This window comes from Candidatus Bathyarchaeota archaeon (assembly GCA_029882535.1).
Lineage (GTDB): Archaea > Thermoproteota > Bathyarchaeia > Bathyarchaeales > SOJC01 > JAOUKM01.
Genome location: JAOUKM010000024.1, coordinates 1 through 23,884, shown reverse-complemented (window position 1 = coordinate 23,884; position 23,884 = coordinate 1). Strand labels below are relative to the sequence as shown.

The window sequence follows — 23,884 nt, the reverse complement described above, 5'->3', positions numbered from 1 at the left end:
AGAGTCATTCTAGATGTCTAAACCTAGATAGTCCTTGTACTTCTGGTTCCAGATTTCTGGGAGATCCTTAACCATGATTCTGTTGGGAACTAGGTCTTGTTCAATCTCGAAACGTATGATTATGTGTAGACAGTAAGTCACTTCGTCTGCTTCAACTCGAATCTTTGAAGGTCTGACATGGTTGATGGCTCGGACAAAGTCATCCAAGCTTAAGTCGGAAAAAGCATTTCCTATAAGCTCATTCAGTTTGGGATAGAAATATGCCCAGAATTCACGCGATCTACCGATTATGTTCTCCACGAAACGAGATTGTGATTCATGGAACCCTAGAGACGCAGAACTGCCTACGGGTTGAAACATCCACTCTTGCTTGAGATTTTGTTCATAGATCGCGTGACCACCTTCGTGCAGCACAGAAAACAGTGAAGAAGCCATATTGGTCTCATAATAATGTGTTGTTATGCGTACATCGTCGTAGTAACCAGTAGAAAAGGGGTGCTCCACCTCGTCGATTCTGCCGCCTGCTTCTTTGGACGTGATGTCGTATCCGATGAATGCGGCGAGTTCTTTGGAAATCTTTCGTTGATCTGTAATGGAGACTTTTCTTTTGAGAACTTCTGGGTTGGGTTGGTTAGGTGCGTTCTGGCATTTCTGTAGTATTTCCACTAACCCATCTCTCAACCCCGAGAAGATTGTTGATATGGAATCAGCTGCCATCTTTGGCTCATAGATGTCAATTAAGGCGTCATAGGGGGTTTTTGTGCCTTTGACTTCCATGAGGATTTCTGCTGCCTGCCTTTTCAGTTCAAGGGTCTTTTCAAGTTCAGGCTTGAAGAGAGAGAAGTCTTTAGCAGCTTTCGCTTTCTTCCACACATCTACTCCTATGGCTTCCTGTTTTGCTATATCAGCAACAAGCTTCTCAGGGAGCTTCGTTTGTTCATCGTAATGTTTTCTGATAAGATACATATTCCTCTTCTGCAACTCATCCATACTTTCAAAGTCAGGATGGTTCTCAATGTTTGAAAGTAGGGTTCCTATCTCAGGTTTCGTGCTCAACCGATGCATCATCTGCCTGAGAACACCTAGCTGTTGACTGCGAAGATTCACTCCTTTCGGAGGCATCATAGTCTCCATGTCCCAATAGATGATGCTTGCAGCTGAACCAAGGGTGATAATCTCTTTAGTAAGACCCATCAGCTTTCCATAATCAGATTCAAGAGCCTCTATGGTTTTTGACATGTTAATCAATTCGATAGCTTCCTTCATGAATAAATAGCTTACGTCCAATGCGGGCGCGCGCTCCTCGGCTTAAACTTTTCGGAGCCGTTCCCACTTTCTCTTGAAAGGAATCCCCCCGAAAACTTTAATGCCTCGTCGCCGACGACCACCAACCGCTGGCTGTCCTCTGACCAGCGAAGGACAGCCTCACCTCAAATGCAAGCGAACGACACAACTCCACAGGGCTCTGAGCCAAAGGCAACCACCTGCGAAGGCGAAGACGCAGCACCTCTAGAAGGAACAGCCTACCTAAATGCAAGAGTGGTCAAAAGAATGAACCCAACTATAGGAAACCCTCAGAGCGACAGACACCAAATCGTCAGTGTGTCAAAAGATGGTGAAACAATGACAAAGGTAGAAGGAATTACTAAGGCTAGAAGTCGGGTTACGACCAGCACACCAGCCCTTCTGAACTGCATACTACCTCTAACAATAAAGTTTTCAATGTTCTTAGGAAATGCAAAAACTATTTTTTCCCTTTGTTATGTCTTCTAGGAAGCCCAATATTCTTTTTTTGTTTCCTTTTCATCTTCTTAACCCTTTGCAATTGTCTATGTTGCTCCCTACCTGCAGCTTTCTCTTTCTTACTTCTCTTAGCCATATTTTGACCTCCACTTTTGCAGCATACCTTTGAATTCTCATTAAAAAACATTACTAAAAAATCCCAACATACGTCTTATGCTTCAGTTTTTATGACTTATCGAAGAAACTTCAATCTTAACAAGTGAAGATCGCTTAAACTGGTGATTCTTTTATCTACGCAGTTTTGCTCCACACCAATGGCATTCTTCATAATCAGATATTGGGTTTCCACACTTCTGGCATACCCATTTCTTCTCCTCTTCTTCGAGCCATTCCTTAACTTCACCTACCTTAATTCTCTTTAAATTTTCGATCAGGTTCTCACCATGTCTCAGTTCTGAGTCATAGATTTCTCTGAATTTATCACAGTCTGTAAAGGTTCCACATTCATAACAGAATTTCAATCCCTTCGCTTCAAGGCATCTGACTATCTTGCAGTTTTTGCCCCACTGTTGACCTTCAACATCCCACCCTTCAGTTAAGACTGTTTGACAACCTTCACATCTAATATCTTCCGGTCTACAATTTGCTCTTTCAGCAATGAGTTTCCTTAACTTCCCAGACTCTTTGTATGCTCTATAAATCATGCAAGAGCCACAATAGAGCCCACATCTCCCAACCAAAGCATAACTTACCATTCAAGAATCCTCATACTAGCCTAAAATATTCGATTTGGTGTTTTATGACTTGCGGAAGGAACTATAAATCACGGAAACATTGTCTAAACATGCAATTCTATTAGTGGGCAGTAGAAGACACATTCTCCCATGCTTTTCACATAGTCTTCTTTGTATCCTCTCTTTCTGCATATGGCTACGGCAGCAGGATGATCTGCATAATACACAACTAAGTCATAGCCTCTGTCCTTAACATATTGTTCAAAGAAATCGAAAAATCTCTTACCATAGCCTTTTCCTCTGTATTCTTTCATAAGCCAGATTTCGTGAAGCTCAACAAAATCCTTCTTACCACCAAGAAGCTTTTCTAACACTTCTCTATCTTCTTTATTCCTAGGATCCCCTTCTCTATGTTCCTCAGTATTAGTCTCATGCCAGACTCCATGACCTACAATTTTTCCATTCTCTCTCCAAACAATAAGCTGAGATGGATCCCTAATGACTGTATTCAGCAAGTGCTTAAGGTCTCCATCATACCCATTTCTTCTCCAATACCCCTTGAACTCCTCCAAATCACAACCCACTACAAATCTCATGGTTTATCTCACTATCACTGTAATTTCGGTAATATCTTAGGTTCCTTCCATTCCTCCCTGAGAATGCTGTAGAGGTACTGGTCTATGTACTCTCCTTTAGCGTATCCTGATTTCCTCATTAATCCTTCCCTTGAAAAGCCAGCTTTCTCTAATGCCTTTTGAGAAGCTATGTTTTCAGTTGCTGCTGGTGCTTGAATTCTAACAGAATCCTTCTTGAGGAATAGATAATCCACTATCATCTGGATAGCTTCTGTTCCATAGCTTTTTCCTCTTTCACTTGGAACTAAGGCATAACCTATTTCCAAACTTGTTCTACCACCCATGAAGCAACCAATGTGTCCAATCTTTGTCCCATCCTTCTTCTCAATGATGAAGAAGATTGTGTCTTCAAGCATGACTTTTTCCATTTTTGCTTTGGAAATCGTCATTATATCTTGGAAATTACCCATGTATTGTGGATTACACCACCATTCCACAACTAAGGAAACATCATCTTTCCCAGCCTTTCTCAGATTCACATTATTGCCTTCAAGCAAATATCAACACCATCAAGTAGGTCTTATCTTTGAGTTTTATGACTTGTGGAAGAAACTCTTAAGAAACTTAGCAAGTCTTTATGTCAGAGTAGTAGCAATGGGAATTGTTTGAAAGTAAGAGTTAGGAGTTGTTCAAATGAAAGTGTTGGTTGCTTATTATAGTGAAACTGGCAATACTGAGAAGGTTGCTAGAGCTATTTCTGAAGAGGCTTCAAAAGATCATGAAGCCTATCTGGAAAAGATTGAGGATGTCACAGCTGATGCTTTAAACAATTATGATCTAGTTTTTTTGGGTTCTGCTTGTCATTCTACGGACTTGGCTGCTCCGGTAAAAAGAATCTTGAATGCTATTCCACATTCACCTAAGTTTAAGCTTGCAGGATTCTTTACTCATGCAACCTCCTCAGGAGGTTTCAATAGATGGGCATCTAAGTGCATATTATCTTTTCAAGAAACAAGCAAAGAAAAGAGAATTGACTTCAAGGGTTATTACAATTGCCAAGGTGCACCCTCTCCTCCAATACAAGAATTCATAAAGAGAGAGATAATCACATCTGCTGCTGAGTGGGAAGGATATTTTGAGGAAGTGATGAACCATCCAACAACTGAAGACTTGCATAAAGCAAGAGAATTTGCCAGAGATATATTATCACAGCTTGATTAGATCTTCAGCTTCATGATTTGTGGAAGCCTATGGGGCTAGAGAAGTTTAATATATTCTTCTTTAATTCTTCTTTTCTATTATGAGATTGCCTATTCAAGTTCAAGGGATCTTGTTTAGAAAGATTAACGAGGAAATACAGTATCTGCTTTTTAAGAGAATTCCAGATGTAGGAGGATTCTGGCAACCTGTGACTGGAGGGTTGGAGGAAGGGGAAACCAGAGTGGAAGCTTTAGAAAGAGAAGTGAGAGAAGAAACTGGGATTAAGAACATTGTAAGAATTATGAAAGATATTCACTATCACGAGTTTTGGGATTTCTTCAAACGAGAAGGTTGCCAACATCTGTTTAAAGAATATGTATTCGGTGTAGAGGTTTCTTCAAACGAGAAGATTGTAATCAGTAGAGAACATTCTGAATATAGATGGTGTGGTTTCAAGGAAGCTCTCAAGTTGTTGAAATGGAAGGGAAACAAAGAAGCATTAAAAAAACTAGATGAAATTCTTAATGAACAGAACTGAGCAGATCTCATTCTTCTAATCTTATGACCTCTGAAATAGGCATTGACCTAAGTCCAAATATCCAAGGTAAATTGTAATCAACTTTTTGCACATCTAGCCTAGCCTTTCCTGTTGAGAAAAGCTGTCTGAGCAAACGACAATAAGAATCTGATCTTTCAAGAAACTGGTTTAGGTTTGAATCTTGCTTTTTCACTGAAGAAGTCAATTATTCTACATCTGGTTAGGAACTTTGCAGAATGTTTTGCTTGAGATGGAATGAAGTATTCATCACCCTTTCCATAGACCTTGGTTTTACCCTCGATGGTTAGTTCCATCTCTCCCTCCACAACAATCCCCCACTGAGCATTATGGCTGTGCTCTGAAACTTCTGCTGATGACTTAATTTCTAGGAATACTATTTGGTGATTATCACCTTGAGCTATCCACCCTTTGACACCATCAAATTTTATGTCAGCCTCTGGCATGCTAGTTATGATATTAGGAAAATCATGTCTCAATATATCAACTCCATGTTCAAACTCTACTCAGCTAAAGAAAGCAAACTGAGTTTTATGACTTGTGGAAAAACTGCAGAGTTTAACATGTAATTTATGTTTCTTTCCGCATTTCTAGATGGAATATCTCACCTTTACTCCATTCATTCAAGACTCTGAACTTTGTCTGTTGTACCAGTTGCTTGAAGTACTCGATATCCTGAACCTGCCATTTAACTCCATATCCAGTTTCTACTACTTCGTTAGGCAATTGGATTTTCAAAGGAGCAATGAACTGGTTGCATTCTTCTTCTGCCATTGGGATTCTGACATCCCATACAAGGAATCTTCCATTATCTCTTAGAACTCTATGGGTTTCTCTAAAGACCGTTGAATGTTTGCTCTTTGGGATATACATTAGAGAGAAGAAAGCTGTACAAACATCAAAGGATTTTGGAAGGAATCTCAAGTCTGTTGCATCCATCACAACCTTCAAAGCTTCATTATGAGTTTCTGCTAGTTCCCTTTCGCTTGTATCTATAGCAATCACTTGCCTACCATTCAACTCACCAATTATCCCTTCTCCTCCACCTCCAATGTCTAAGATGAAGCCCTCAGTCTCCAAGGGACTAAGCTCAATATATTGAGTGTTAACCAGAAATAGTCCAATCTTCCTTAACAGACTCAAGACTTTGCTTGCCAGCATTTCATCATGAATCTTCTCTGCTATCCTCAAGGCTTGAAATAAACCCTTTTCTGCTTCCTTCCGATTTCCTGCCTCAATGTTCAACTCTACTTGCAGTAGTAGTTGGGTGACCTTCTCTTTCTCACTCACCAGAGACCCCTTCTTGTACCTAGGTCAAATAAAATGTCGTGCTTCAGTTTTTATGACTTATGGAAGAAACTTCAGTTAACTAAAAACTAGGCATTTCCAACTTCCTTAGACGCTAGTACATAAACTGTTTCTGTAGCTCAATAACTTCCGCACTATCGCGAGCTTGCGCGTAGGTTTCCAACAGCTCTTCATTGAGACTGATGAACGTATGCCCCCACTTAAAAACCGAAAGCAGCTTCTCCGCTTTCTCCCTAAAGCTTGCAATGAAAAGTGCTGCGGCTAATGCTTCAACGGTGCTAAGCTTAGTTGGTTTCCCATAATTAACAGGATTTGCAGCAATCAAGTACGGCAGGCACCGTGACGCCCCACGAAGGCTAAGAAACTTCGCAACGTCATCAGCATGCTTCCAGCTCAAATCCAAAGCCACAAGCCCCTTCCTTTCAATTCGTTGACGGTCACTTGGAGAAAACGCCCTCTTGGAAAACGGATTCAGAATCGCCGCTCCTCTAGGTAACTCTCGTGTCTGATGGACGACCAAAACAAGATTATGGCGTTTCAGCTTGAGCGCCGAACATTTCCGCGGATCACACTGCTTAGCATGATAAACAACTATTCTAACGCCTTTACGGTGCACTGCTTCGCACCTTCAAATGCGACATCGGGTCGTCTATAACCTTTGGAATCCAATCAAGCAAATCCGTAGCCACCATGTGATAACCTTTTTCACCCATGACAAAGTCGCCCGTGGCACCATTAATGAAAGCACCAGCCACCGCAGCCTCAAATGGGTCAACCTGCTGAGCCAAAAACGCACCGATGACTCCAGAAAGCACGTCACCAGTTCCACCCACAGTCATACTAGGATTACCTGTAAAGTTCAACTTCACCCCTTTCCCATCCGAAATAATGTCAATGTTCCCCTTCAACAAGACCACCGCACCAAGTTTCGCAGCAGTTTTCTTCACCTTCTCAGCTTTTTCTTCCAGTATGGAAGGCAGTTCTTTACCCGTTAAAATGGAGTATTCCCCTGAGTGAGGCGTTAAAACCAGCGGAACCTGCAGCGGACGCTTGAACTCTGCGAAAGCTTTCAGTCCATCAGCGTCTAAAAGCAACGGCGTTCTCGCCTCCTCTGCAGCGGCCACAATTTCCCCAACAACCTTCTTAGTTTCTGCGTGAAGCCCAAGGCCTGGCCCTATAACCACTGCTGTCACCCTTCCCAGATACTGTTTGATTTTAGAAATGTTGTCTGGGTTAAGGTGTGTGCCTTTAAGTTTGATTGTAATCAAGTTCGGCGTCGTGGAAGAGATGGCGTAGGCGGTCTTTTCAGGAGCAGCAATATAAGCCAAGTCTACGCCGGTGCGAAGGGCTGCAAGAGCAACAAGAACTGGGGCGCCAGAATAGGTTTCGCTTCCACCCACAACTAGTAGCTTGCCAAAATCTCCTTTGTGCGATTCAACAGGGCGACGTTTAACTACAAGACCGACATCACCCGGCCCTGCAAACTTTTCAAAAGTTTTGGGCAGTCCAATATCTTTTACCACCAGTTCACCCACGTACTCACTTGCTTTGAGCAGTCCTGGCTTCGCTTTGTGGAATGTAACCGTTAAATTGGCTTTAACCGCCTCACCCAACACCTCGCCTGAGTCCGAATCTAGACCGGTCGGAGCGTCAGCAGCCAAACGAAAAGCTTTCATTTCATTTATTGACTTAATCAGCTGCAAAACTGGTTGCCGTGGGACTCCTTTTAATCCGATGCCTAGCAAAGCGTCAACAACAACGTCTGCTTTAACGTCGGGGACTTGGGACGAGTCGGTGACTTCATGCACCCTTATAGAGCCCCTCAAAGACTGTAAGGCAAAAAGGTTCTTCACCGTCGCCTCATGCCTAGTATCTGCAATTTTACCTGCCACTACAACTTCTACCGGATACCCTAAAGAGAGGAGATGACGTGTTGCAACAAAGCCGTCACCTCCGTTTCCACCTAAGCCGCAGAAAACTGCAACATGTGTCTTTTTAGATTGAAATCGAGTGGAGATTTCAGATGCAATATTGCGACCAGCGTTTTCCATGAGCTGTAAACGTGATACACCGAAATATTCGGCGTTTACTTCAAGAGCACGCATTTCTCGACTAGTTATAACCTCAACTTCCATGTTTTCCACATTTGACTACTATGCGAAGTGCCTCTTTTAAATAGATAATTAATGGAATTCAGGCTTTTTTGAAGGCACGTGTGTCATGTTGCTGTTTATTTTAATACACCAGTTGTGTAGTGACCCAAAACTGCTAAGATCACGCCTAAACATGTGAATATTGTTACGTAGAGCAGCTTGTATGACTGGGTCAATATTGTGGATAGAATAACTTTGTCAAACCAAAAAGTAACTAATGCCAGTGCAAAGCATATTGCTGCAATTCCATAAAGAAAGCTGACTTTTCTTTTGCTCCTGTCTCTAAAGAATGAGGTTACTTTATCTGCGTTATTTGTTTCGTCACTTGTTACACTGTAGCTTTCCTTTTGCTCGGCTGCAGCGATTTCTTCTTCGATAGCGGCTTTTGTTTCTTGAGGTTCTTCTTCTTTCTCGCTTTTTCTTCTTGATTGGATGTCGAGGTAAAGCATGGAAAGGTAGGGGGCAGATAAATAGAGTCCTGCAACTAGGGGATTGTGGAACCAGATGGACAAAACTTGCATTTGGGTAGTTGGCTCTGTTCCGATCATAAGTGTCAACATGTCTTCAACCGATACAGCGACAAACGCTACAGTTAAACAAAGAAAAAACTGAAGGAGAACGCTTCTTCCTTTCCCAAGGATAATTGAGGGTATCACTGACGATAGGACAAAAATCCATGCGAAGGCGTGTATAAAAGCAATTGTGTCGATACGGGAGACAAGAAATTCGGCTGTTTGAGGCCAGAAACTGTTTAGAAAGTGGATAATAGAGTAGACTGCGTTTTGGGTGAATAACTGGTAGCTGATGATTAGGCTCCATGAAACTGAAATGTATAGGGGAGCTGCTAGCGCTGTCTTTCCCAATTTGTATACCTCACAGCATTAATGGATAGGGGGGTGGAACAAAACCATTATGAAACGTGAATCAATAGCTCAAATAGGCTAAGTTCCGCATCAGAATACGTATGTGTTTAAGTTTTAGAGGAAAAATGCCATTCAGTAGTCATCTCTAAACTGTACCTCTCGAAAATGTTCTTTCTTGAGTTTTTCTTCTATTTAAAAACGTAATTTTTTATAGGAGTGTATTGCTCAGCCATTGATAGTGTGCGCGCGAAAAGATAAGCAGTAGGATTTTATAATTCAGTCTGTGTGTTTTCTGAGCTCAACCAGTGAACCTGCCTGGATTTGAACCCAGTTGGACACCTTCGGTTTCCAAACCTTCCCTTTCAGCGTGTTTTCATCTTGCGTGTTCATTACTCTACCTTCTGATTCTTAGAAGATGTTCACTACGCATATTCCAACATTCTATTTCTTAGCAAGCGAGATAAGTAATTCCCTGAACTTCTTTCTTTTTTCATGTTCTTTGTTGAATTCTTCTTCTGACATCATGAGATTTTTGGCAAGACTTACTACTGTCTTTCTAGCTAGAAGATCTAAATCGTTCATTTCGTAGATTTCGCTTTCAAGTTTGCTCATGTCTTTGCCTCCCTCTTCAAGTTCACTTTGAGCGTCAACTAATTGGGAGATCTTTTTTGCATCGTATTTAAGGTTGAAACCAGCTTTCTTCAAGGCTTTTAGAGCTGTCATCATTTGCTCTTTTACAAGCTGCTTGTTGTGTAAGCTATGTGCTGTTGCTTTTCCGTGGCTAAAGGAGAACATTTCTGCGGTTGCTCTGTAATAACTCTCGATGAGGTGACCACAACGTTCTTCACGAGTAACTTCAACAAGTCCTCCCTTAAAGAGCTTCTTAACATGGTGGTAAACCGCTTGTGGAGAGAGGTTTAGTTCAGCTGCCAACCGGCTCACATTCATCTCTTTCACTCGCAGCAAGTACACAATTTTTCTCCTAGTTTCATCAGCCAAAAGTCGGAACGCTTTAGGATCTTTTATCACTTTAAACGCTTTCATCTAGCCTTACCTAATAAAGCTAAAGCTTAAATAAGTATAAAAATCTTTTGCTTATTAAAGCGTAAACTTTATAAGAGAATCCTGTATTAATATGTAAACGAGGGTTTAAGTAATAAAGAGATGTTTGATATGCAAAGTGAAACTGAAGCAAAAACCAAACATGGATGCTGCTCTCCTGAAAGCGAAATGAAGCCAACTCGCCTCTCAAGGGCTTTAAGCACACTTAACCAAAACTCCTCAACCTTTAACACACCTCACAGTCCTCTTCTTACACTCGGCAATAAAGAAAGAAAAGCTATTGAGGCTTACAAACTACAGGTTGAAATGAGGCGATCAATGGCTATCGAGTACGCACGCCGATACACAATCCGTTAGCTGAGCTTGAAACAACAACTCTCCTCCCCCTTTTTTCTGGGCGCACGAGTTTCTGATTAGTCCTTTTTGGATACGTAGACTTCTTATGCTATTGGAAATCGTATGCATAATGCATATATTTCACAGAAGCAGAAAAAGCAGCTAATCACGGCTTCATCTTCTACTCTCCACGGTATATGCAACCTGCATATGTGTTCTTTTCACTTTTGGAATCACTTTTATACTCTCGGTTGCAATACCGTTCTTCTAGCAGGTGGAAGGATGCCCTATTGTGCGAAATGTGGAGCCGAATTAGAAAAGGACGCAAAATTTTGTCCAAACTGTGGAACAGCCGTTGGTTCACTAATGACCGAGCCTGAAAGAAGAAGAAAAGGGATAAGGCCGATAAATACCCTAGCCATTATTTTGATCGCCCTTATAGTGGCTGCAGTCGTTATCACCACCATCGCCCTAGCGCCCGTTCGTACAGTAGGACCCGTTACAAAACGAATGTCAGCCCCATACAAATCAGACGTAAACACGCTAAACCTCAACCTAACGGCAGATGTAGCCCGCGTTGACATTGTCTTCGAAAATCTCTCAGACGAGTGGCAGTCACCTTCGATCATCCTCAATGTGTCGGCAACCGCAAGAGTTGGGGTCTTTGGCTCATCAGATTTCTTGGAACGTTATATGCCAGTCTGGCAAAACACAACCGTAGGCGATGTTCTCGCAGTGACAGTGAAACAGGAAGTTGACAATGTTCATTGGCCATGGTATTCTTCGCTAAATGTCACTTTCCTTATACGCATCGATCCTTCTATGAACACAAGTCTAAATATTAAAACAAGCATTGGAGGAGTCGTCTTAGGCACTCAAGAGACCGGAGTGGTTCTCAATTCATTAAGCCTCGAAGCGACCACAGGGGGCGTTGAAGCTAATTTAGTTGGACCCGCCATTGTCGCTGGCGACGTCTCTCTTAAGACTACAACCGGAGGTGTAAAATTGTCTTGGAACAACGTAATTGTTGTAAACGATATTGAGGTTAATGGGACAACTGTGACGGGCGGAGTTGAGATGAACGTCAAGCAACATGGGAACCTTCTTGGGAACATAACGTTGAAGGCTGAAGCTATAACTGGTGGGGTTGACTTTGCGGTAGATATCAAGGGTGATATTGGAGCCAAGATTGAGTCCAGTGTTACAACAGGAGGAATAGATGTCGACAGGCAAGTCGGATTTTCTGGCACAGAAATTTCCTTACAGTCAAGCAACTATCCTGCTAGCTACAATTTCGATGTAACTCTCAAAACTACTACAGGCGGAATTGACATAGACGCAAAGTATACCCCATAAGCCCATAAATCTAGAGCCAGTTAATGTCAGACTTACGAGTCTTCATTTAGTTCTGCAATTTACAGTTCCACTGTTTCTTTTTTTGGCACCCGCCCATAGCTAGTTTTTCCCTGGCTAACCAATTCTCCATGCAAGTTCTTGACAACCTGCATTATCTTCGAAGTTTGGTTTTCCCAAGAGCTTCTTTGGCACGATGTGATAGGTTGACTCTGCATAGCCTTTCTTCTTTAAATCCCGAATAGTTCTGAAAATCCCTTCTTTCACGGAACTTAGACTGGGTTCACGCATGGTGGACCGGGCGGGATTTGAACCCGCGGCTTCCGCCTTGCGAAGGCGGCGATCATACCAGGCTGATCTACCGGCCCAGCTTTTCCATTTAGCTCTAACGTTTGGGTTTTTGATTTAAGGGTTTTGAGTTTGTATGCGTGTGACGCTTAGACTAGACTGTTCTATTAGGCTCCAAATATGTGTGTGGTTTTGGGGATGGAAGGTTTTATTTTTGTTGTTTGTATGAAAGTGGTTTGTGTGCGGCCGTAGTCTAGTTTGGTTAGGACACTGGCCTCCCAAGCCGGCGACCCGGGTTCAAATCTCGGCGGCCGCACCAAAGCAAACACAGACTTGGCACCAGTTTCCAAACAATCACGAACGCCTTATATCTATCCTCTAGTTCTATACAGAGCCTTAACACAATCCAGGAAACAGATTAGATGGAATTCATAGAGAAACTCAAGGAACAGTTCTCCTTTTTCAAGGGAAACTACTTGATACTTATTCTAAGCTGGATTCTGATGGATTTTGCTGGAGAATTACCTGGAACATACTATTCGGACTACGTCATACAACTTGGAGGAAGCGCCACAATCATAGGATTAATCACGCTAGTCTCAATGCTGTCTTTGGCTTCAGTTCAATTTCCAGGAGGATATTTAGCAGACAAATATGGAAGGCGATGGCTCGTTTCAACCTTAACATTCGGCGTAGCCTTGTCATATGTTTTTTATGCGGCTGCTCCGAGCTGGCACTTCATCTTAATTGGAGCGGCAATACAGAACTTTTGCTTACTTTACCAACCGGCATTGATCGCTATGATGGCAGACTCATTGCCGCCTGAAAAGCGAGGGATGGGATTTTCAATATTGAATCTAATAATAAGTGTCTCAACAACTCCAGCGCCAATTGTAGCTTTACTATTGGTTTCCACGTTTGGTTCTGAAACGGGTATGAGGATAGCGTATACAATTGTTGTATTCTTCTTTCTGGCAGCGGCAACAATACGGTTGAAGCTCAGAGAAAGCATGAAAAGTGCAGACAAACTCGGCCCGAAAGAAGCACTGCTATCTTATCCTAAAGCTTTGAAGGAGGGAATAAATGTCTGGAAAGTTGTACCACGTTCAACGCTTTTTCTATTCTTCTCCACAATCATTGTAAGATCATCATTCGCCATGACAGGCGGACTCCTTTTGGTTTATGCCTTCTATGAACTTCAAATAGGAGGAACACCTCAACCAAGTGTTTATGCCCCAGAGAACGACCCAGCTCTCCAACTCGCACGTATTCAATGGGGATACGTTATGATTGCCTTGTTCATAGCCATGATAATTTTGTCTTTTCCAGTTGGAAAGCTACTTGACAAAGCTGGCAGAAAAATCCCGTTAATCATGTCCAGTATCTCTTTGATTCCCGCTATACTGCTTTTTATTTATGGCAATTACTTAATTCTCTTCATAGCAATGCCCCTTATTGGATTCGCACAGCTCCTAGGCTTTTCCTCTTATCAAACATTGTTTGCTGACCTTGTTCCTCAAGCACAGCGTGGAAAAGTCACTGGATCGATGAACTTTTTCACTTACATATTCATGGCTATTGGGGGAATAGTGGGTGGACTTTTGTATGATAACGTGTCCCCACAATTTCCATTCCTCCTAATGTCCCTGTTGATAGTTCCATCAATTCTCCTAGCAACCTTCTACGTGCATGAGCCTAAGCCTGAGGAGAGAGAAGCCTAGTTCTTACTTTGGACAATTACATTTGAAAAGAGTTTTAAATTCGCTCAAGCGTTAGCCTCAAGTTTCTCGGCTTGGAAAGCAAAGAAGCGTCTTTAACATCAGTTATCTTCATTTCCCTAATGATTAGCATGCGCTCACCAATTAAGCCATCTCTTTCTCGAACATTGTAGCCACTTCAAGAGCACTTTCGATATTCTTTTCAAGCTCATTAATATCTGGCGCAGCGTTTCTGTAATACTCTATTACACCTCGGTCTATCGTCCTCAGCAGAATTAAATTAGTAGGGTAGAAATAATGACCGAATGTGTCTTTGCTGCGTAATGATTCTTCCCGTGAACCGTGAAGATATTTGATATGTATTCGAGTGAATACCACTTTATCTTCATGCTTCTCTGCCATGGTCTTCGCTAATTTTTCTAGTTTTGGCTTCTGCTTTGCACACGCCGGACATCCATCTCGAGTAATAGCAACAACATAGATACTTCCGATTTCAGGAGCCAAATAATCCAACGGAGACTTAAGTGTCTTCGCAAGTTCCTCCTCAAGCTTGCTGAACTCTATCACATTAATTCTCATAACACTTTATCATGAAACAATTGTATTTAAGCAAGTGCTTCTTTGGCAAGGCCTACGGACCATATTTTTGCCCAAAAAGCACAAATTCGCAAACCGCAAAATAGAGTTGCAGGAGAAAGAAACTGTATGCCATACTATATTCTACTATCAAAACTCACCGATGAAGGCTGGGAAACCATCAAAACTAGACCTGAAAGGATAAAAGAAGTTAACAGAGAACTCGAAGCATTCGGCGTCAAAGTGCTTTCGCAATACGCAACTTTGGGCAACTACGACTTTGTCAATATTGTTGAGGCTCCAGACAACAAAACAGTCGCTAAAGTTTCCATTGAACTAGGCTCCCGAGGAACTATACAAATAACAACCATGCCAGCCATCCCCATAGACGAATTCATCGCATCCATAAAGAAATAGCTCTCGCAACTCAAAAAACCCTCCTTTTTATTTTCCAAAAAACTAATTCGCAACCAAAGACATAGCCTTACTCATCACTCTTACAAAGGAGCATGCACAAACTGAGCCTCCAAACCCTAGACAAAATTTTCAACCCTGACAGCATAGCCGTAATTGGCGCAAGCGACGAAGAAGGATCAGTCGGCTATAGACTTTTACGCAATCTTATAGGCGTCGGATACCGAGGAGTTGTCTACCCCGTAAACCCAAAAAAACAAAGTGTGCAAGGCATACAAACCTACCCAAACGTAGAGAACCTCCCCAGACAAGTAGACTTGGCGATAATCGCAACACCCGCCAGAATCGTCCCAGACATAGTGGAACAATGCGGCAAGGCAGGAATACAAGGCATCATAATCATCTCTGCAGGGTTTAAAGAGATAGGCGCCGAAGGAAAAGCCCTAGAAGACGAAATTCTAGAAATAAAGAAAAAATACAACATGAGAATCATAGGACCAAACTGCTTAGGTGTAATTCGCCCCCACAACAAGCTAAACGCCAGCTTCGCAGCTAAGATGGCGCTGCCAGGCAACATAGCCTTCATCTCCCAAAGCGGCGCCCTATGTACCGCAATTTTAGACTGGGCAAACAGCGAAAACATAGGCTTCAGCAACTTCGTCTCAATAGGCTCAATGATAGATGTAGACTACGGCTACTTAATTGACTACTTCGGCACCGACCCACGAACAAAAAGCATAATCATGTACATCGAAGGACTAACCAACGCCCGAAAATTCATGAGCGCCGCCCGCCACTTCGCCCGAACCAAACCCATAATCGTCGTAAAAGCCGGAAAGTTCAGCGAAAGCGCCAAAGCAGCAACAAGCCACACAGGAGCCTTAACAGGCGAAGACGAAGTATATGACGCCGCATTCCGAAGAGCCGGCATAATCAGAGTCGAAGAAATCGAAGATCTCTTCAACTGCTCCGAAGTTCTAGGAATGCAACCTCACCCAAAGGGATCTAACCTTGCGATAATCACTAATGCTGGTGGTCCAGGCGTCATGGCAACCGACGCCGTAATCGCTCGAGGCGGAAAACTGGCACAGCTTAGCCCAGATACCATACAAGCATTGAATCAAATTCTTCCCCACTACTGGAGCAGAGGAAACCCTATTGACATTCTGGGAGACGCCACACCTGAAAGATACGCCGAAGTCATAAAGATATGCCGCCAAGACGAAAACATTGACGGTCTTCTAATAATATTCACCCCTCAAGGAATCACAAACCCAGCAGACACAGCTATGGCAGTAGTGGAAGCCTGCAGAGGCGCTACTAAAACTATTTTGACGTCTTGGATGGGGGAGGAAGATGTAGAAGAAGCCAACGAAATCCTTAACCGCAACAGGCTCCCCACATACTCGACTCCCGAGCGAGCTGTTAATACTTACATGTTCATGTATCAGTACACACGCAACTTGGCACACCTCTACGAGACTCCCGAGGAACTGCCAATTGAACTTCTCTCATCTAAGCAGCCTTTAATGGGTGTAATGCAGAAAGTGGCGAAAGAAAGCCGTGAGATTCTCACCGAGACAGAAGCCAAAGCATTTCTGGAAGCTTATGGCATCCCCACCGTGAAGACCCAGCTGGCGAAGACAGAAGATGAAGCTGCTTCAACAGCCGCGCAGATGGGCTATCCGGCTGTTTTGAAGATTTATTCGCCGCAGATAACGCACAAAACAGACGTCGGCGGTGTGATGCTGAACTTGAAGGATGAGGTAGAACTGAGAGAAGCCTACCAGAAAATCCTCAAAAATGTAAAAAAATCCGTTCCCTCAGCAGAAATTCAAGGCGTAACAGTGCAATCCATGATAATAAAGAAAGGCTACGAAGTCATAATTGGTTCAAAGAGAGACCCTCTTTTTGGCCCTGTCATTCTTTTTGGTATGGGTGGAATCTTTGTCGAATTGTTTCAGGACAGAGCCATAGGATTTCCTCCGCTTAACCAGACTTTGGCTCGAAGAATAATGGAGCGCACCAAGGTGTATCAGCTTCTGAAGGGCTTCAGAGGCATGCCACCTGCGAACACCAAGCGCCTCGAAGAAATAATGGTTAAGTTTTCCGAGATGCTAGTAGATTTTCCACAGATAAGAGAAGTAGACATTAACCCGTTGGTGGTTGACAGTGAAGATGCTGTAGCCCTTGACGCTCGCATTGTCATAGACAGCGATCTCGTCTTCAAGGAATTTCTGCCTCACGACCACTTGGTCATAAGTCCCTACCCGAAAAAGTATGAGTTGCAGTGGAAGCTCAAGGACGGCAGATCCGTGTTGCTTCGTCCGATAAGGCCTGAAGATGAGCCGTTGGAGAATGAACTGTGGAAAACATTTTCAGACGAGACTCAGCGTTTCCGTTTCTTCAGTCCCATGAGGACGTGGTCGCATGCAACTCTAGTTAGGTACACGAACATTGACTATGACAGAGAGATTGCTGTGATCGCTGAGTTGACTATGAACAGGGAAAGGAAAATGATTGGCGTGGTGCGGATGATAATGGAGCCTCCAGACTTTAAGACGGCTGAAGTTGCAATAGTTGTGGGTGATCCATGGCAAGGACTCGGCTTAGGTTCAAAGATGATGGACTGCATAATTGAGATCGCCAGAGACAAAAACCTTGAAAGCATCTATGGGCTTATTTTGCGTGATAACAGTCGTTCTATAGAGCTGTTCAAGAAGAAAGGCTTTGCAGTTGATTTTTCCTCCATAAAAAAGGTCGTTAAGGCAACGCTTGAGCTTTGAGAACGATTATAGCTGTTGCATATTGAGGATTTCGACGATGTCACCGAGGTTTTCTACTGTGTAGTCTGGTGGCTGCGCCGCTTTTTGCATATCGCTTAAGCTGTTGAACTGGGATGGAATAAATACTGTCTTCATGCTAACGTTAGTGGCGCCTTGAATATCCTCTAACGGCGTATCACCCACGTAAAAAGCCTCATCAGATTCTACATGCAACCTCTCCAAAGCCTCTTGGAAAATCTTTGGATCAGGTTTACGCCAACCAACCGCTTCTGAAACAATCACAGCGTTGAAAAAGCCGTTAATCTTCAGTTTTCTTAGTGCCGCATAGATAACTGGGGCGTAAGTAAAGTTAGAAACGAGTCCAAGCTTGTAGTTTTTATAAAGTTTTTGCAACGTCAATTTTGTGGAGGGTCGCAGTTTTAAAGCGTGTACATAATCTTCAAAGAAGACGTTTACTGCGGTCTTAATCCTTTCGTCCTGTGGCGTAGTGGTGTATCCTAGGTGGTTTAGGGCTTCGGAAACCCAGACCGCATTAGTAACTTCAACCAGCTGTCCATAGCGGATTTCACGGTATTTGTCATGTGCCTCTTTGTAGGCTTTGAAGAAGCTTTCGCAGTTGGTGTTGTAGCCGTTTGCAACGAGACTTCTGAACAGCTTATCTATCGAGTTTTCAAGAGAATACCAAGTCAACTCTGCTAGCGTGCCGATGAAATCGAAAATCACCGCTTTGATCCTTGCCATTCGGTATGAGCCTCGCAGAAAATAGATACACGAAATTTTAATTTAAAAGCAGTGTTCTATTACTAGTCGCTTAGCGGCCGTAGTCTAGCCTGGTTTAGGACGTCGGCCTTCCAAGCCGTTAACCCGGGTCCAAATCCCGGCGGCCGCACCACCACAATAAAAAAGGAGGCTTCTGTTGAAATTTCAAGACGAACGCCATGGAAAACTCGTCGTTGTTGCCCACTGCATCTTGAATCAAAACTCACGAGTCCTAGGCACAGCTCATTATCCAGCAGCGATCGATGAGATTATAGACGTTTTGAGAAGATACGACGTTGGGTTTCTTCAAATGCCCTGCCCCGAACTAACCTACGCAGGAGCCAAACGCCCCAGCAAAATCAGAGAAGAATACAACACGCCAAGTTACAGAAAACATTGCAAACAAATCGCCATCTCAACAGCCAACCAACTTAGAGAATTCGCAAAAAACGACATCAAAGCAATCACTGTTCTCGGCATCAAAAACAGCCCAAGCTGCGATGTAGGAGACTCTGCGGACGAAACAGGCATTCTCATGGCAGAACTTATGGCGGAGCTGGAAAAAAGAAGGCTTAAAATTCTTATGCACGCCATAAACATGCACGAAACAGTTGCCGACGTAAAATGGCTAGAAAACATTCTGAAAACAGTTTAGAGAGGTGGCTTCGTCTTTCTCCGCTTTAACTCGGGTAGTTTAGCCCATTTTTCGAATTCGGAGCTGGGCGGTTCGTCTTTGAATAGTTGTTTTCTTTTTGCCTCTAACAGTCTGTCTTTCTCACCTAAGAATTCTGCAGCAGTAACCACTTTATTCCCCAAGTTCCATGCTGATTTAAAAATTTGTTTTGCCGAATCCCGCCATTCTGCATCTCGCAGAAGATGATGTTCTACAATAACAACTGGAACAGTTTTGGCTAGTGTTTCTAAGTTTTTCAAGCCTAGCTGTATTTGCTGCTCGTCAACACGAAAGCCTGCCAAGTAGAGTGGTGGACCACCGATAACTAATAGTTGCAGCTTCTCAGCCAGAATGATTTCCAGAGTGGCGTCATCCATTGGTCCTTGCACGTCCGAAGCAAACAGCAACCTTTCATCTTCATATTCAATAGTTGTCATAAGCACCCATCCAAGAGGGGTATTCGGTAGCCCGTGGAAGACTGGGCGAGAAAATTTCAGTTGTGTTTCGCCGAAGGAAAAGGTTTTACTATCTGCAAATTCAAACTTTTTTGCGTGCTTACCTTCGGTTTTCTCGAAAATCCATCCTCTTCGCCGTTGACTCGCGTTAACGTCAACTCGGTAATTCTTGGCTAACACAAGCTTACCTTCATAAACTTGCCTTGCAACTTCAGCGTTAGTCCAGTTGCAGAGCCAGTCTTCAAAAGAAGGCGTGTGATGGTCAAAGTGATAATGGCTAATCGTAACCACATCGGCTCTTTCTGCAAACTCTGCGATTTTTCTTCTAGCCTCTAGAATAGCTTCAAATTCTTGTGGATGTGGTGGCAGCCGAAAACGATAGGGGCAAAGTGATACGCCGGCGTCTAGGAGAATGTGAATATTGGGTGTCTCTACGTAGGTACACATAGATCGCACCCCAAGGCTTTCTGCAGCTAACGGCACAACTCTTATTTTGTGAAACATTGTATTCCGCGTCTTATTTCAGATATAGACTTTTATGCAAGCATGCTTAAATGATGTTTTGGTGGGCGATGACGACCCTGGCCCCCTGACTAAAAAATGATTGGGATCTTGAGTGCGAGAGCCCACATCTGCATTTATCTTTAAAAATTGAAGTTAAGGATTTTTGTCATGAAGTATAGCTGCACTGTAAAACACTGGAAGCTTGCAGTTTATTTTAGCAGGTGTCTTCCAAAGCCTCCAAAGCCTATCGCGGGTCCGAGTGCTCCCACTATTTCGATTGTGTGGTTACTGTGGGTGTAGGTAAAATACAGGTAGACGTTGCTGTTTACATCAGTTTTACTATACTTTACTGGGTTTTGATCCACATAGACTTGATAGGGGCTTGTCAGAAGCTCTTTTGAAAATAAAACGTAGAAGTATCCGATGGTTTCTTCTGTTCCAGCAATGTTGAAAATTAGTCGCTTATTTGGATCGAAGCTGAAAGATTCTATTGAAGAATTGCTTAAAGCTTGAACGGTGTATTCCTTCGATGTTGTTGTGTTAAAGGTTTGAATTGGTGGATTAGTTGGAGGCATAGTGCAATTTGGACGAATTGCCTCGTCAGAATATCCGTATTGTTCATAGGTTCCCTTGTAGTCATAATCGACAACGATGATTTGCTTAACCCACTTGACCCATTTGTACCCCCACCTGCACGGCAAAACAACACGATATCCAGAGCCGAAACCGCTTATCTGTTCCAAGTCTGTTCCATTAGCCTTCAAAGCCAAAATCGTAGTTGGATGAATCGCTGTCTCCAACAAAATGCTACTTGAAAAACCATCAGTAGAATTGAAAATAACCTCACGGTAATTACCCGGTATCACTTTTGCCATGTTTAGAAGATAGAAGAGTGGCACACCAGTCCAGTTATAAGTTACGCTAATACTGCCTTGTCCTGCACCTACACATTGAAGCATAGTTACTTCAGATATGAGGGGAAAATCTCGAAGTTCGGCGTAGGTTAGGTTAAGCGGATTCTCAACTAATCCTTCTATCACAAACCATTCCGGAACTCCAACAGATTGTAAATCATTCTTAATTTCATAATCTCTCGACAAGGCGGGAAAAGTCAGTGCTACGCATGCTATTGACAAGAAAACGAATAAAGCTTTCATCTTCATTTCTCTTCGCTTCACTTCTAAATAAGACACTATTTAAAGGGAACGAAAAGGATTCACGAAATTTTGATTCTTTGGCAAGCATGAAGGTTTCGACGGTTTTGTTCTAAGGCTTCTCTTTTAACAGCCTGATGCCATTGTTAGACTGTTCAAGTCGATTGTTCTTTTGTTTTATGAAAAGTTTCTCTATGGGGCGCGATTTTTGAATCACAGACGTAATGCTCTGCAAAGCGGGTTGGACATAGTAAGGTTCAAGTCGCGCATTCTTGGGGTATTCGTCTCTTAAAATTTCACGGTATAGCGTATTTGTTAGATTTTTGCTCTAGAAAAAAAAAGGGTTAAGGAGATGGAGTATATTTCCAATTGTAGTTTCCTGTGCACTTCACTACGTCGTATATGTCGATTACGCCGTTACAGTCTATGTCTGAGTTGGGCTTGTAGTTTGGGTCGCCCAATTTAGACATGTAGACGCCGGTGATCTTTACAACATCATAAATGTCGATATCTCCGTCAGCGTCAACGTCGCCCTTGAAGGACACGACTACCGTGGGGCCGATATACGTGTTGTCCAGTTGGTCGGTCTCGTCAGGGAGTGGCGTGGCGTAAGCGCTAAGCGTGTAGTTTGCGTATAATTGGTAGCCTGTGGTGTTCCATGGGAATTCAACGATTTTGGTCTCGCTAAAGGCTAATGAGACGCTGGTTGAGCTTATGACATTTGTTGTGTTCCAGTAGACGGTGAGGGTAAAGGTTTCAGCTGTTGTGCCTTCGTTTGTGACCGTGACGTTAATGTGGTGAGTCCAGGTAGAAGTGTTCCGTGCACAGACTGTTTGACCGTGGCAGAGTGTGAGGTTGGTGACCGCGATATCTGGTTCAGCTAGCGGCGAGGTTACGATGGCGGCTCTTATGAAAGCGTGCCATGACGGGTCGTAGCCCAGCTGCTGCAAGTAATTAACAAGCTCCCAGACCATAGGAACCGGATAGGGCAACGGCGGTGGATCCATCCGAAGTGCAACTGGGTAGGCGTCGTGTGAAACGTACTGAGTGTCGTTGTGGATGTCAGTCGTGTGTGGATATGGATGCGATACGGGTATGTCACCAGGAAATCCTGCTTCGGTTGCGTCCCAGTAAGGATCGCTAATAAGCAATTCAAGAGTTGTTGAGTTTACTCCTGCACAGGTTACGTAGTGACCTGCTTCGAAACTGGGGTTGTCGTATAATGGCATCCATTCGCCAGGGCCTGTTTCTTGCCAGAACTCAAGGAAGAGCACTACGTCTTCGCATCTGTAGATTTCATCTTCGATCCACAAGAAATCTGGGTATTCCTCAGTGTGTTCATAGAATGCGCCGACTAGACCATAGTTTGCTATGGCAACGTTTTGATCATTTATATCTACGACGTTATCGATCACTATGTCTGCACGCATATCCCAATTGGGGGCTCCCGGAGTGGATTGCATTGCGTTTGCTATTATTAGTAGGTCATCGTCGTCTACGTCTCCGTCTCCGTCGGCGTCTCCCATCGGGTTAATCCCTTGCCATTGAAGATACTGTGAGATTCCTGTCTCCATGTCAATGAAGTTTGTGCCCATGTGCATAAGGTGCGTTCGTATGCCATCAGTGTCCATTAAGAAAGCTAGGTTTTGAACAAGCGGGTCAACGTTCTTTGGATCATGATCATCCCAAGGACCAAATGCTGGCACTATATTGCTTGGGTCATATTTAGAGTCGAACCACCACAACGAGTTTGCAACTGACACTGGACCACACCAAGTATAGATTCCGACACCTGGACCCCACAGATCCTGTTTCTGGTCGAAGTCAGGCATCCCACTAGGCGCATAGTCGGGGTATGGCGGCTTTTTAAACCATGGCGGGGGAGGTTCTTCGTATGGCGTTGCTGTCACATTCCATGGTGGCAGTTGTGGAGGAGGTAGTGAAGCGTCTGTATCGTCGATGTGGAAAGAGCTAATTCCATCATTCGAGTCTACATGAAATACTATTCCAGCCCATGCGGACGGCCACACTATTTCCCACAAAGAGCAAGGCTCAGGGACAAAGCCTGGAGGATTGACAACGACAAACCAGTCGCAAGGTTGAATGTCGTCGATTTTTCTCTCAGCTGTCACTTCGTGTATAGGCAGCATAGTCGCATCGCCTATCACATCGTCTATGTGGAAGCTTCCATCAGGCATTACTTGGTCAACGTGGAACTCAACATCGCCTACGTCTGGGTTTATTATTTTCCACCACGAACAAGGCTCCAGAAAGGCAGGGGGATCAGCAACTTTGAACCAGTCGCAAGGTTGGATTATGTCTATCTTCTTTCTCACCGTGATGGTAATTGTTGGAGGAACCCATGGTATGCTAAGTGGATCAGGGGATACTTGATCTACGTGGAACGTTCCGTCGCCAGGCGATATGTCAATGTGGAATTCTAAACCAGTTGGATCCCCTGCTGGATCTAATACTTCCCACCAAGAACAAGGTTCAGGAATGGCTTGAATAGGGTCTTCGATCACAAACCAGTCACATGCTGTGATGTTTGTTATCTTTTCTTCCGCATAGAAGAAAGGCACTCCGTATGGATCTGGAAACATAAGTGGCCCAGGCCAGACTTCGTCGATGTGGAACTCACAGCTCTCATTAGTCCAGTCAACATGGAACTCAA

The 23,884-nt window shown here is 43.4% G+C and carries 25 protein-coding genes and 3 tRNA genes; 11 read left to right on the top strand and 17 right to left on the bottom strand.

Annotated elements, in window-relative coordinates:
- Positions 1-9: 9 nt before the first annotated feature.
- Positions 10-1,287 carry a carboxypeptidase M32 gene (locus tag OEX01_06830; protein MDH5448693.1) on the bottom strand — a complete coding sequence of 426 codons (1,278 nt, stop codon included), beginning with the start codon at positions 1,285-1,287 and terminating at the stop codon, positions 10-12.
- 147 nt (positions 1,288-1,434) lie between these two features.
- On the opposite strand from OEX01_06830, the gene OEX01_06825 reads away from it, so the two are divergent.
- A complete protein-coding gene (locus tag OEX01_06825; GenBank protein ID MDH5448692.1) occupies positions 1,435-1,773 on the top strand; it encodes a hypothetical protein in 339 nt (112 codons plus the stop codon).
- 257 nt (positions 1,774-2,030) lie between these two features.
- On the opposite strand, the gene OEX01_06820 is transcribed toward OEX01_06825, so the two are convergent.
- From OEX01_06820 to OEX01_06810, 3 genes are all read right to left on the bottom strand, one after another.
- A complete protein-coding gene (locus OEX01_06820) occupies positions 2,031-2,498 on the bottom strand; it encodes a DUF3795 domain-containing protein (GenBank protein MDH5448691.1) in 468 nt (155 codons plus the stop codon).
- A gap of 83 nt (positions 2,499-2,581) precedes the next feature.
- Positions 2,582-3,073, bottom strand: coding sequence for a GNAT family N-acetyltransferase (locus tag OEX01_06815; GenBank protein ID MDH5448690.1), 492 nt, complete (start codon positions 3,071-3,073; stop codon positions 2,582-2,584).
- A gap of 14 nt (positions 3,074-3,087) precedes the next feature.
- The gene (locus tag OEX01_06810) at positions 3,088-3,591 is read right to left on the bottom strand and encodes a GNAT family N-acetyltransferase (GenBank protein ID MDH5448689.1); all 504 of its coding nucleotides are present in this window, start codon (positions 3,589-3,591) and stop codon (positions 3,088-3,090) included.
- A gap of 154 nt (positions 3,592-3,745) precedes the next feature.
- Between OEX01_06810 and OEX01_06805 the strand changes: the two genes are divergently transcribed.
- Both OEX01_06805 and OEX01_06800 read left to right on the top strand, forming a co-directional pair.
- Positions 3,746-4,273 (top strand): flavodoxin domain-containing protein, encoded by a 528-nt coding sequence (locus OEX01_06805; GenBank protein ID MDH5448688.1) that lies wholly within the window; start codon positions 3,746-3,748, stop codon positions 4,271-4,273.
- Between the two features lie 79 nt (positions 4,274-4,352).
- Positions 4,353-4,790 carry an NUDIX pyrophosphatase gene (locus tag OEX01_06800; GenBank protein MDH5448687.1) on the top strand — a complete coding sequence of 146 codons (438 nt, stop codon included), beginning with the start codon at positions 4,353-4,355 and terminating at the stop codon, positions 4,788-4,790.
- Between the two features lie 155 nt (positions 4,791-4,945).
- On the opposite strand, the gene OEX01_06795 is transcribed toward OEX01_06800, so the two are convergent.
- The 6 genes from OEX01_06795 to OEX01_06770 form a co-directional block, all read right to left on the bottom strand.
- Positions 4,946-5,287, bottom strand: coding sequence for a cupin domain-containing protein (locus tag OEX01_06795; protein MDH5448686.1), 342 nt, complete (start codon positions 5,285-5,287; stop codon positions 4,946-4,948).
- A 91-nt stretch (positions 5,288-5,378) separates the two neighbouring features.
- The gene (locus OEX01_06790) at positions 5,379-6,098 is read right to left on the bottom strand and encodes a class I SAM-dependent methyltransferase (protein ID MDH5448685.1); all 720 of its coding nucleotides are present in this window, start codon (positions 6,096-6,098) and stop codon (positions 5,379-5,381) included.
- A gap of 112 nt (positions 6,099-6,210) precedes the next feature.
- On the bottom strand, positions 6,211-6,732 hold the full coding sequence (locus OEX01_06785; protein MDH5448684.1) for a DUF367 family protein: 522 nt from the start codon (positions 6,730-6,732) through the stop codon (positions 6,211-6,213).
- Complete coding sequence (locus OEX01_06780; GenBank protein MDH5448683.1) at positions 6,722-8,251, bottom strand: NAD(P)H-hydrate dehydratase; 1,530 nt, start codon at positions 8,249-8,251, stop codon at positions 6,722-6,724. Before OEX01_06780 ends, OEX01_06785 begins: the two co-directional genes overlap by 11 nt.
- A gap of 95 nt (positions 8,252-8,346) precedes the next feature.
- Positions 8,347-9,132 (bottom strand): hypothetical protein, encoded by a 786-nt coding sequence (locus tag OEX01_06775; GenBank protein MDH5448682.1) that lies wholly within the window; start codon positions 9,130-9,132, stop codon positions 8,347-8,349.
- A gap of 441 nt (positions 9,133-9,573) precedes the next feature.
- Positions 9,574-10,176 (bottom strand): helix-turn-helix domain-containing protein, encoded by a 603-nt coding sequence (locus tag OEX01_06770; protein MDH5448681.1) that lies wholly within the window; start codon positions 10,174-10,176, stop codon positions 9,574-9,576.
- 129 nt (positions 10,177-10,305) lie between these two features.
- On the opposite strand from OEX01_06770, the gene OEX01_06765 reads away from it, so the two are divergent.
- The gene (locus tag OEX01_06765; protein MDH5448680.1) at positions 10,306-10,551 is read left to right on the top strand and encodes a hypothetical protein; all 246 of its coding nucleotides are present in this window, start codon (positions 10,306-10,308) and stop codon (positions 10,549-10,551) included.
- A 261-nt stretch (positions 10,552-10,812) separates the two neighbouring features.
- Positions 10,813-11,886 carry a zinc-ribbon domain-containing protein gene (locus OEX01_06760; GenBank protein MDH5448679.1) on the top strand — a complete coding sequence of 358 codons (1,074 nt, stop codon included), beginning with the start codon at positions 10,813-10,815 and terminating at the stop codon, positions 11,884-11,886.
- 114 nt (positions 11,887-12,000) lie between these two features.
- Here OEX01_06760 and OEX01_06755 read toward each other — a convergent pair whose 3' ends face one another.
- Entirely contained in the window at positions 12,001-12,174 is a 174-nt protein-coding gene (locus OEX01_06755; protein MDH5448678.1) for a hypothetical protein, read from the bottom strand.
- A tRNA-Ala gene (locus OEX01_06750) sits at positions 12,174-12,251 on the bottom strand. Before OEX01_06750 ends, OEX01_06755 begins: the two co-directional genes overlap by 1 nt.
- Positions 12,252-12,413: 162 nt before the next feature.
- Here OEX01_06750 and OEX01_06745 point away from each other — a divergent pair.
- Together OEX01_06745 and OEX01_06740 are read left to right on the top strand one after the other, a co-directional pair.
- Positions 12,414-12,490: transfer RNA gene (locus OEX01_06745), tRNA-Gly, on the top strand.
- A gap of 103 nt (positions 12,491-12,593) precedes the next feature.
- Positions 12,594-13,892, top strand: a complete 1,299-nt coding sequence (locus tag OEX01_06740; GenBank protein ID MDH5448677.1) for an MFS transporter — start codon at positions 12,594-12,596, stop codon at positions 13,890-13,892.
- A gap of 141 nt (positions 13,893-14,033) precedes the next feature.
- Here OEX01_06740 and OEX01_06735 read toward each other — a convergent pair whose 3' ends face one another.
- The gene (locus tag OEX01_06735; protein MDH5448676.1) at positions 14,034-14,468 is read right to left on the bottom strand and encodes a hypothetical protein; all 435 of its coding nucleotides are present in this window, start codon (positions 14,466-14,468) and stop codon (positions 14,034-14,036) included.
- A 126-nt stretch (positions 14,469-14,594) separates the two neighbouring features.
- Here OEX01_06735 and OEX01_06730 point away from each other — a divergent pair, with 126 nt between their 5' ends.
- Together OEX01_06730 and OEX01_06725 are read left to right on the top strand one after the other, a co-directional pair.
- Positions 14,595-14,882, top strand: coding sequence for a GYD domain-containing protein (locus tag OEX01_06730; GenBank protein MDH5448675.1), 288 nt, complete (start codon positions 14,595-14,597; stop codon positions 14,880-14,882).
- 92 nt (positions 14,883-14,974) lie between these two features.
- The gene (locus OEX01_06725) at positions 14,975-17,665 is read left to right on the top strand and encodes a bifunctional acetate--CoA ligase family protein/GNAT family N-acetyltransferase (protein MDH5448674.1); all 2,691 of its coding nucleotides are present in this window, start codon (positions 14,975-14,977) and stop codon (positions 17,663-17,665) included.
- Positions 17,666-17,671: 6 nt separating this feature from the next.
- Here OEX01_06725 and OEX01_06720 read toward each other — a convergent pair whose 3' ends face one another.
- Positions 17,672-18,406, bottom strand: coding sequence for an HAD family hydrolase (locus OEX01_06720; GenBank protein ID MDH5448673.1), 735 nt, complete (start codon positions 18,404-18,406; stop codon positions 17,672-17,674).
- A 73-nt stretch (positions 18,407-18,479) separates the two neighbouring features.
- Here OEX01_06720 and OEX01_06715 point away from each other — a divergent pair.
- A tRNA-Gly gene (locus OEX01_06715) sits at positions 18,480-18,557 on the top strand.
- Between the two features lie 24 nt (positions 18,558-18,581).
- A complete protein-coding gene (locus OEX01_06710) occupies positions 18,582-19,079 on the top strand; it encodes a hypothetical protein (GenBank protein MDH5448672.1) in 498 nt (165 codons plus the stop codon).
- On the opposite strand, the gene OEX01_06705 is transcribed toward OEX01_06710, so the two are convergent.
- The 3 genes from OEX01_06705 to OEX01_06695 all read right to left on the bottom strand — a co-directional run.
- A complete protein-coding gene (locus tag OEX01_06705; GenBank protein ID MDH5448671.1) occupies positions 19,076-19,999 on the bottom strand; it encodes a hypothetical protein in 924 nt (307 codons plus the stop codon). The two genes, OEX01_06710 and OEX01_06705, sit on opposite strands and share 4 nt — an antisense overlap.
- Positions 20,000-20,265: 266 nt before the next feature.
- Complete coding sequence (locus tag OEX01_06700; protein ID MDH5448670.1) at positions 20,266-21,219, bottom strand: molybdopterin-dependent oxidoreductase; 954 nt, start codon at positions 21,217-21,219, stop codon at positions 20,266-20,268.
- Positions 21,220-21,554: 335 nt separating this feature from the next.
- Positions 21,555-23,884 (bottom strand): hypothetical protein (locus tag OEX01_06695; protein ID MDH5448669.1); only part of this gene is annotated, 2,330 nt, incomplete at its 5' end.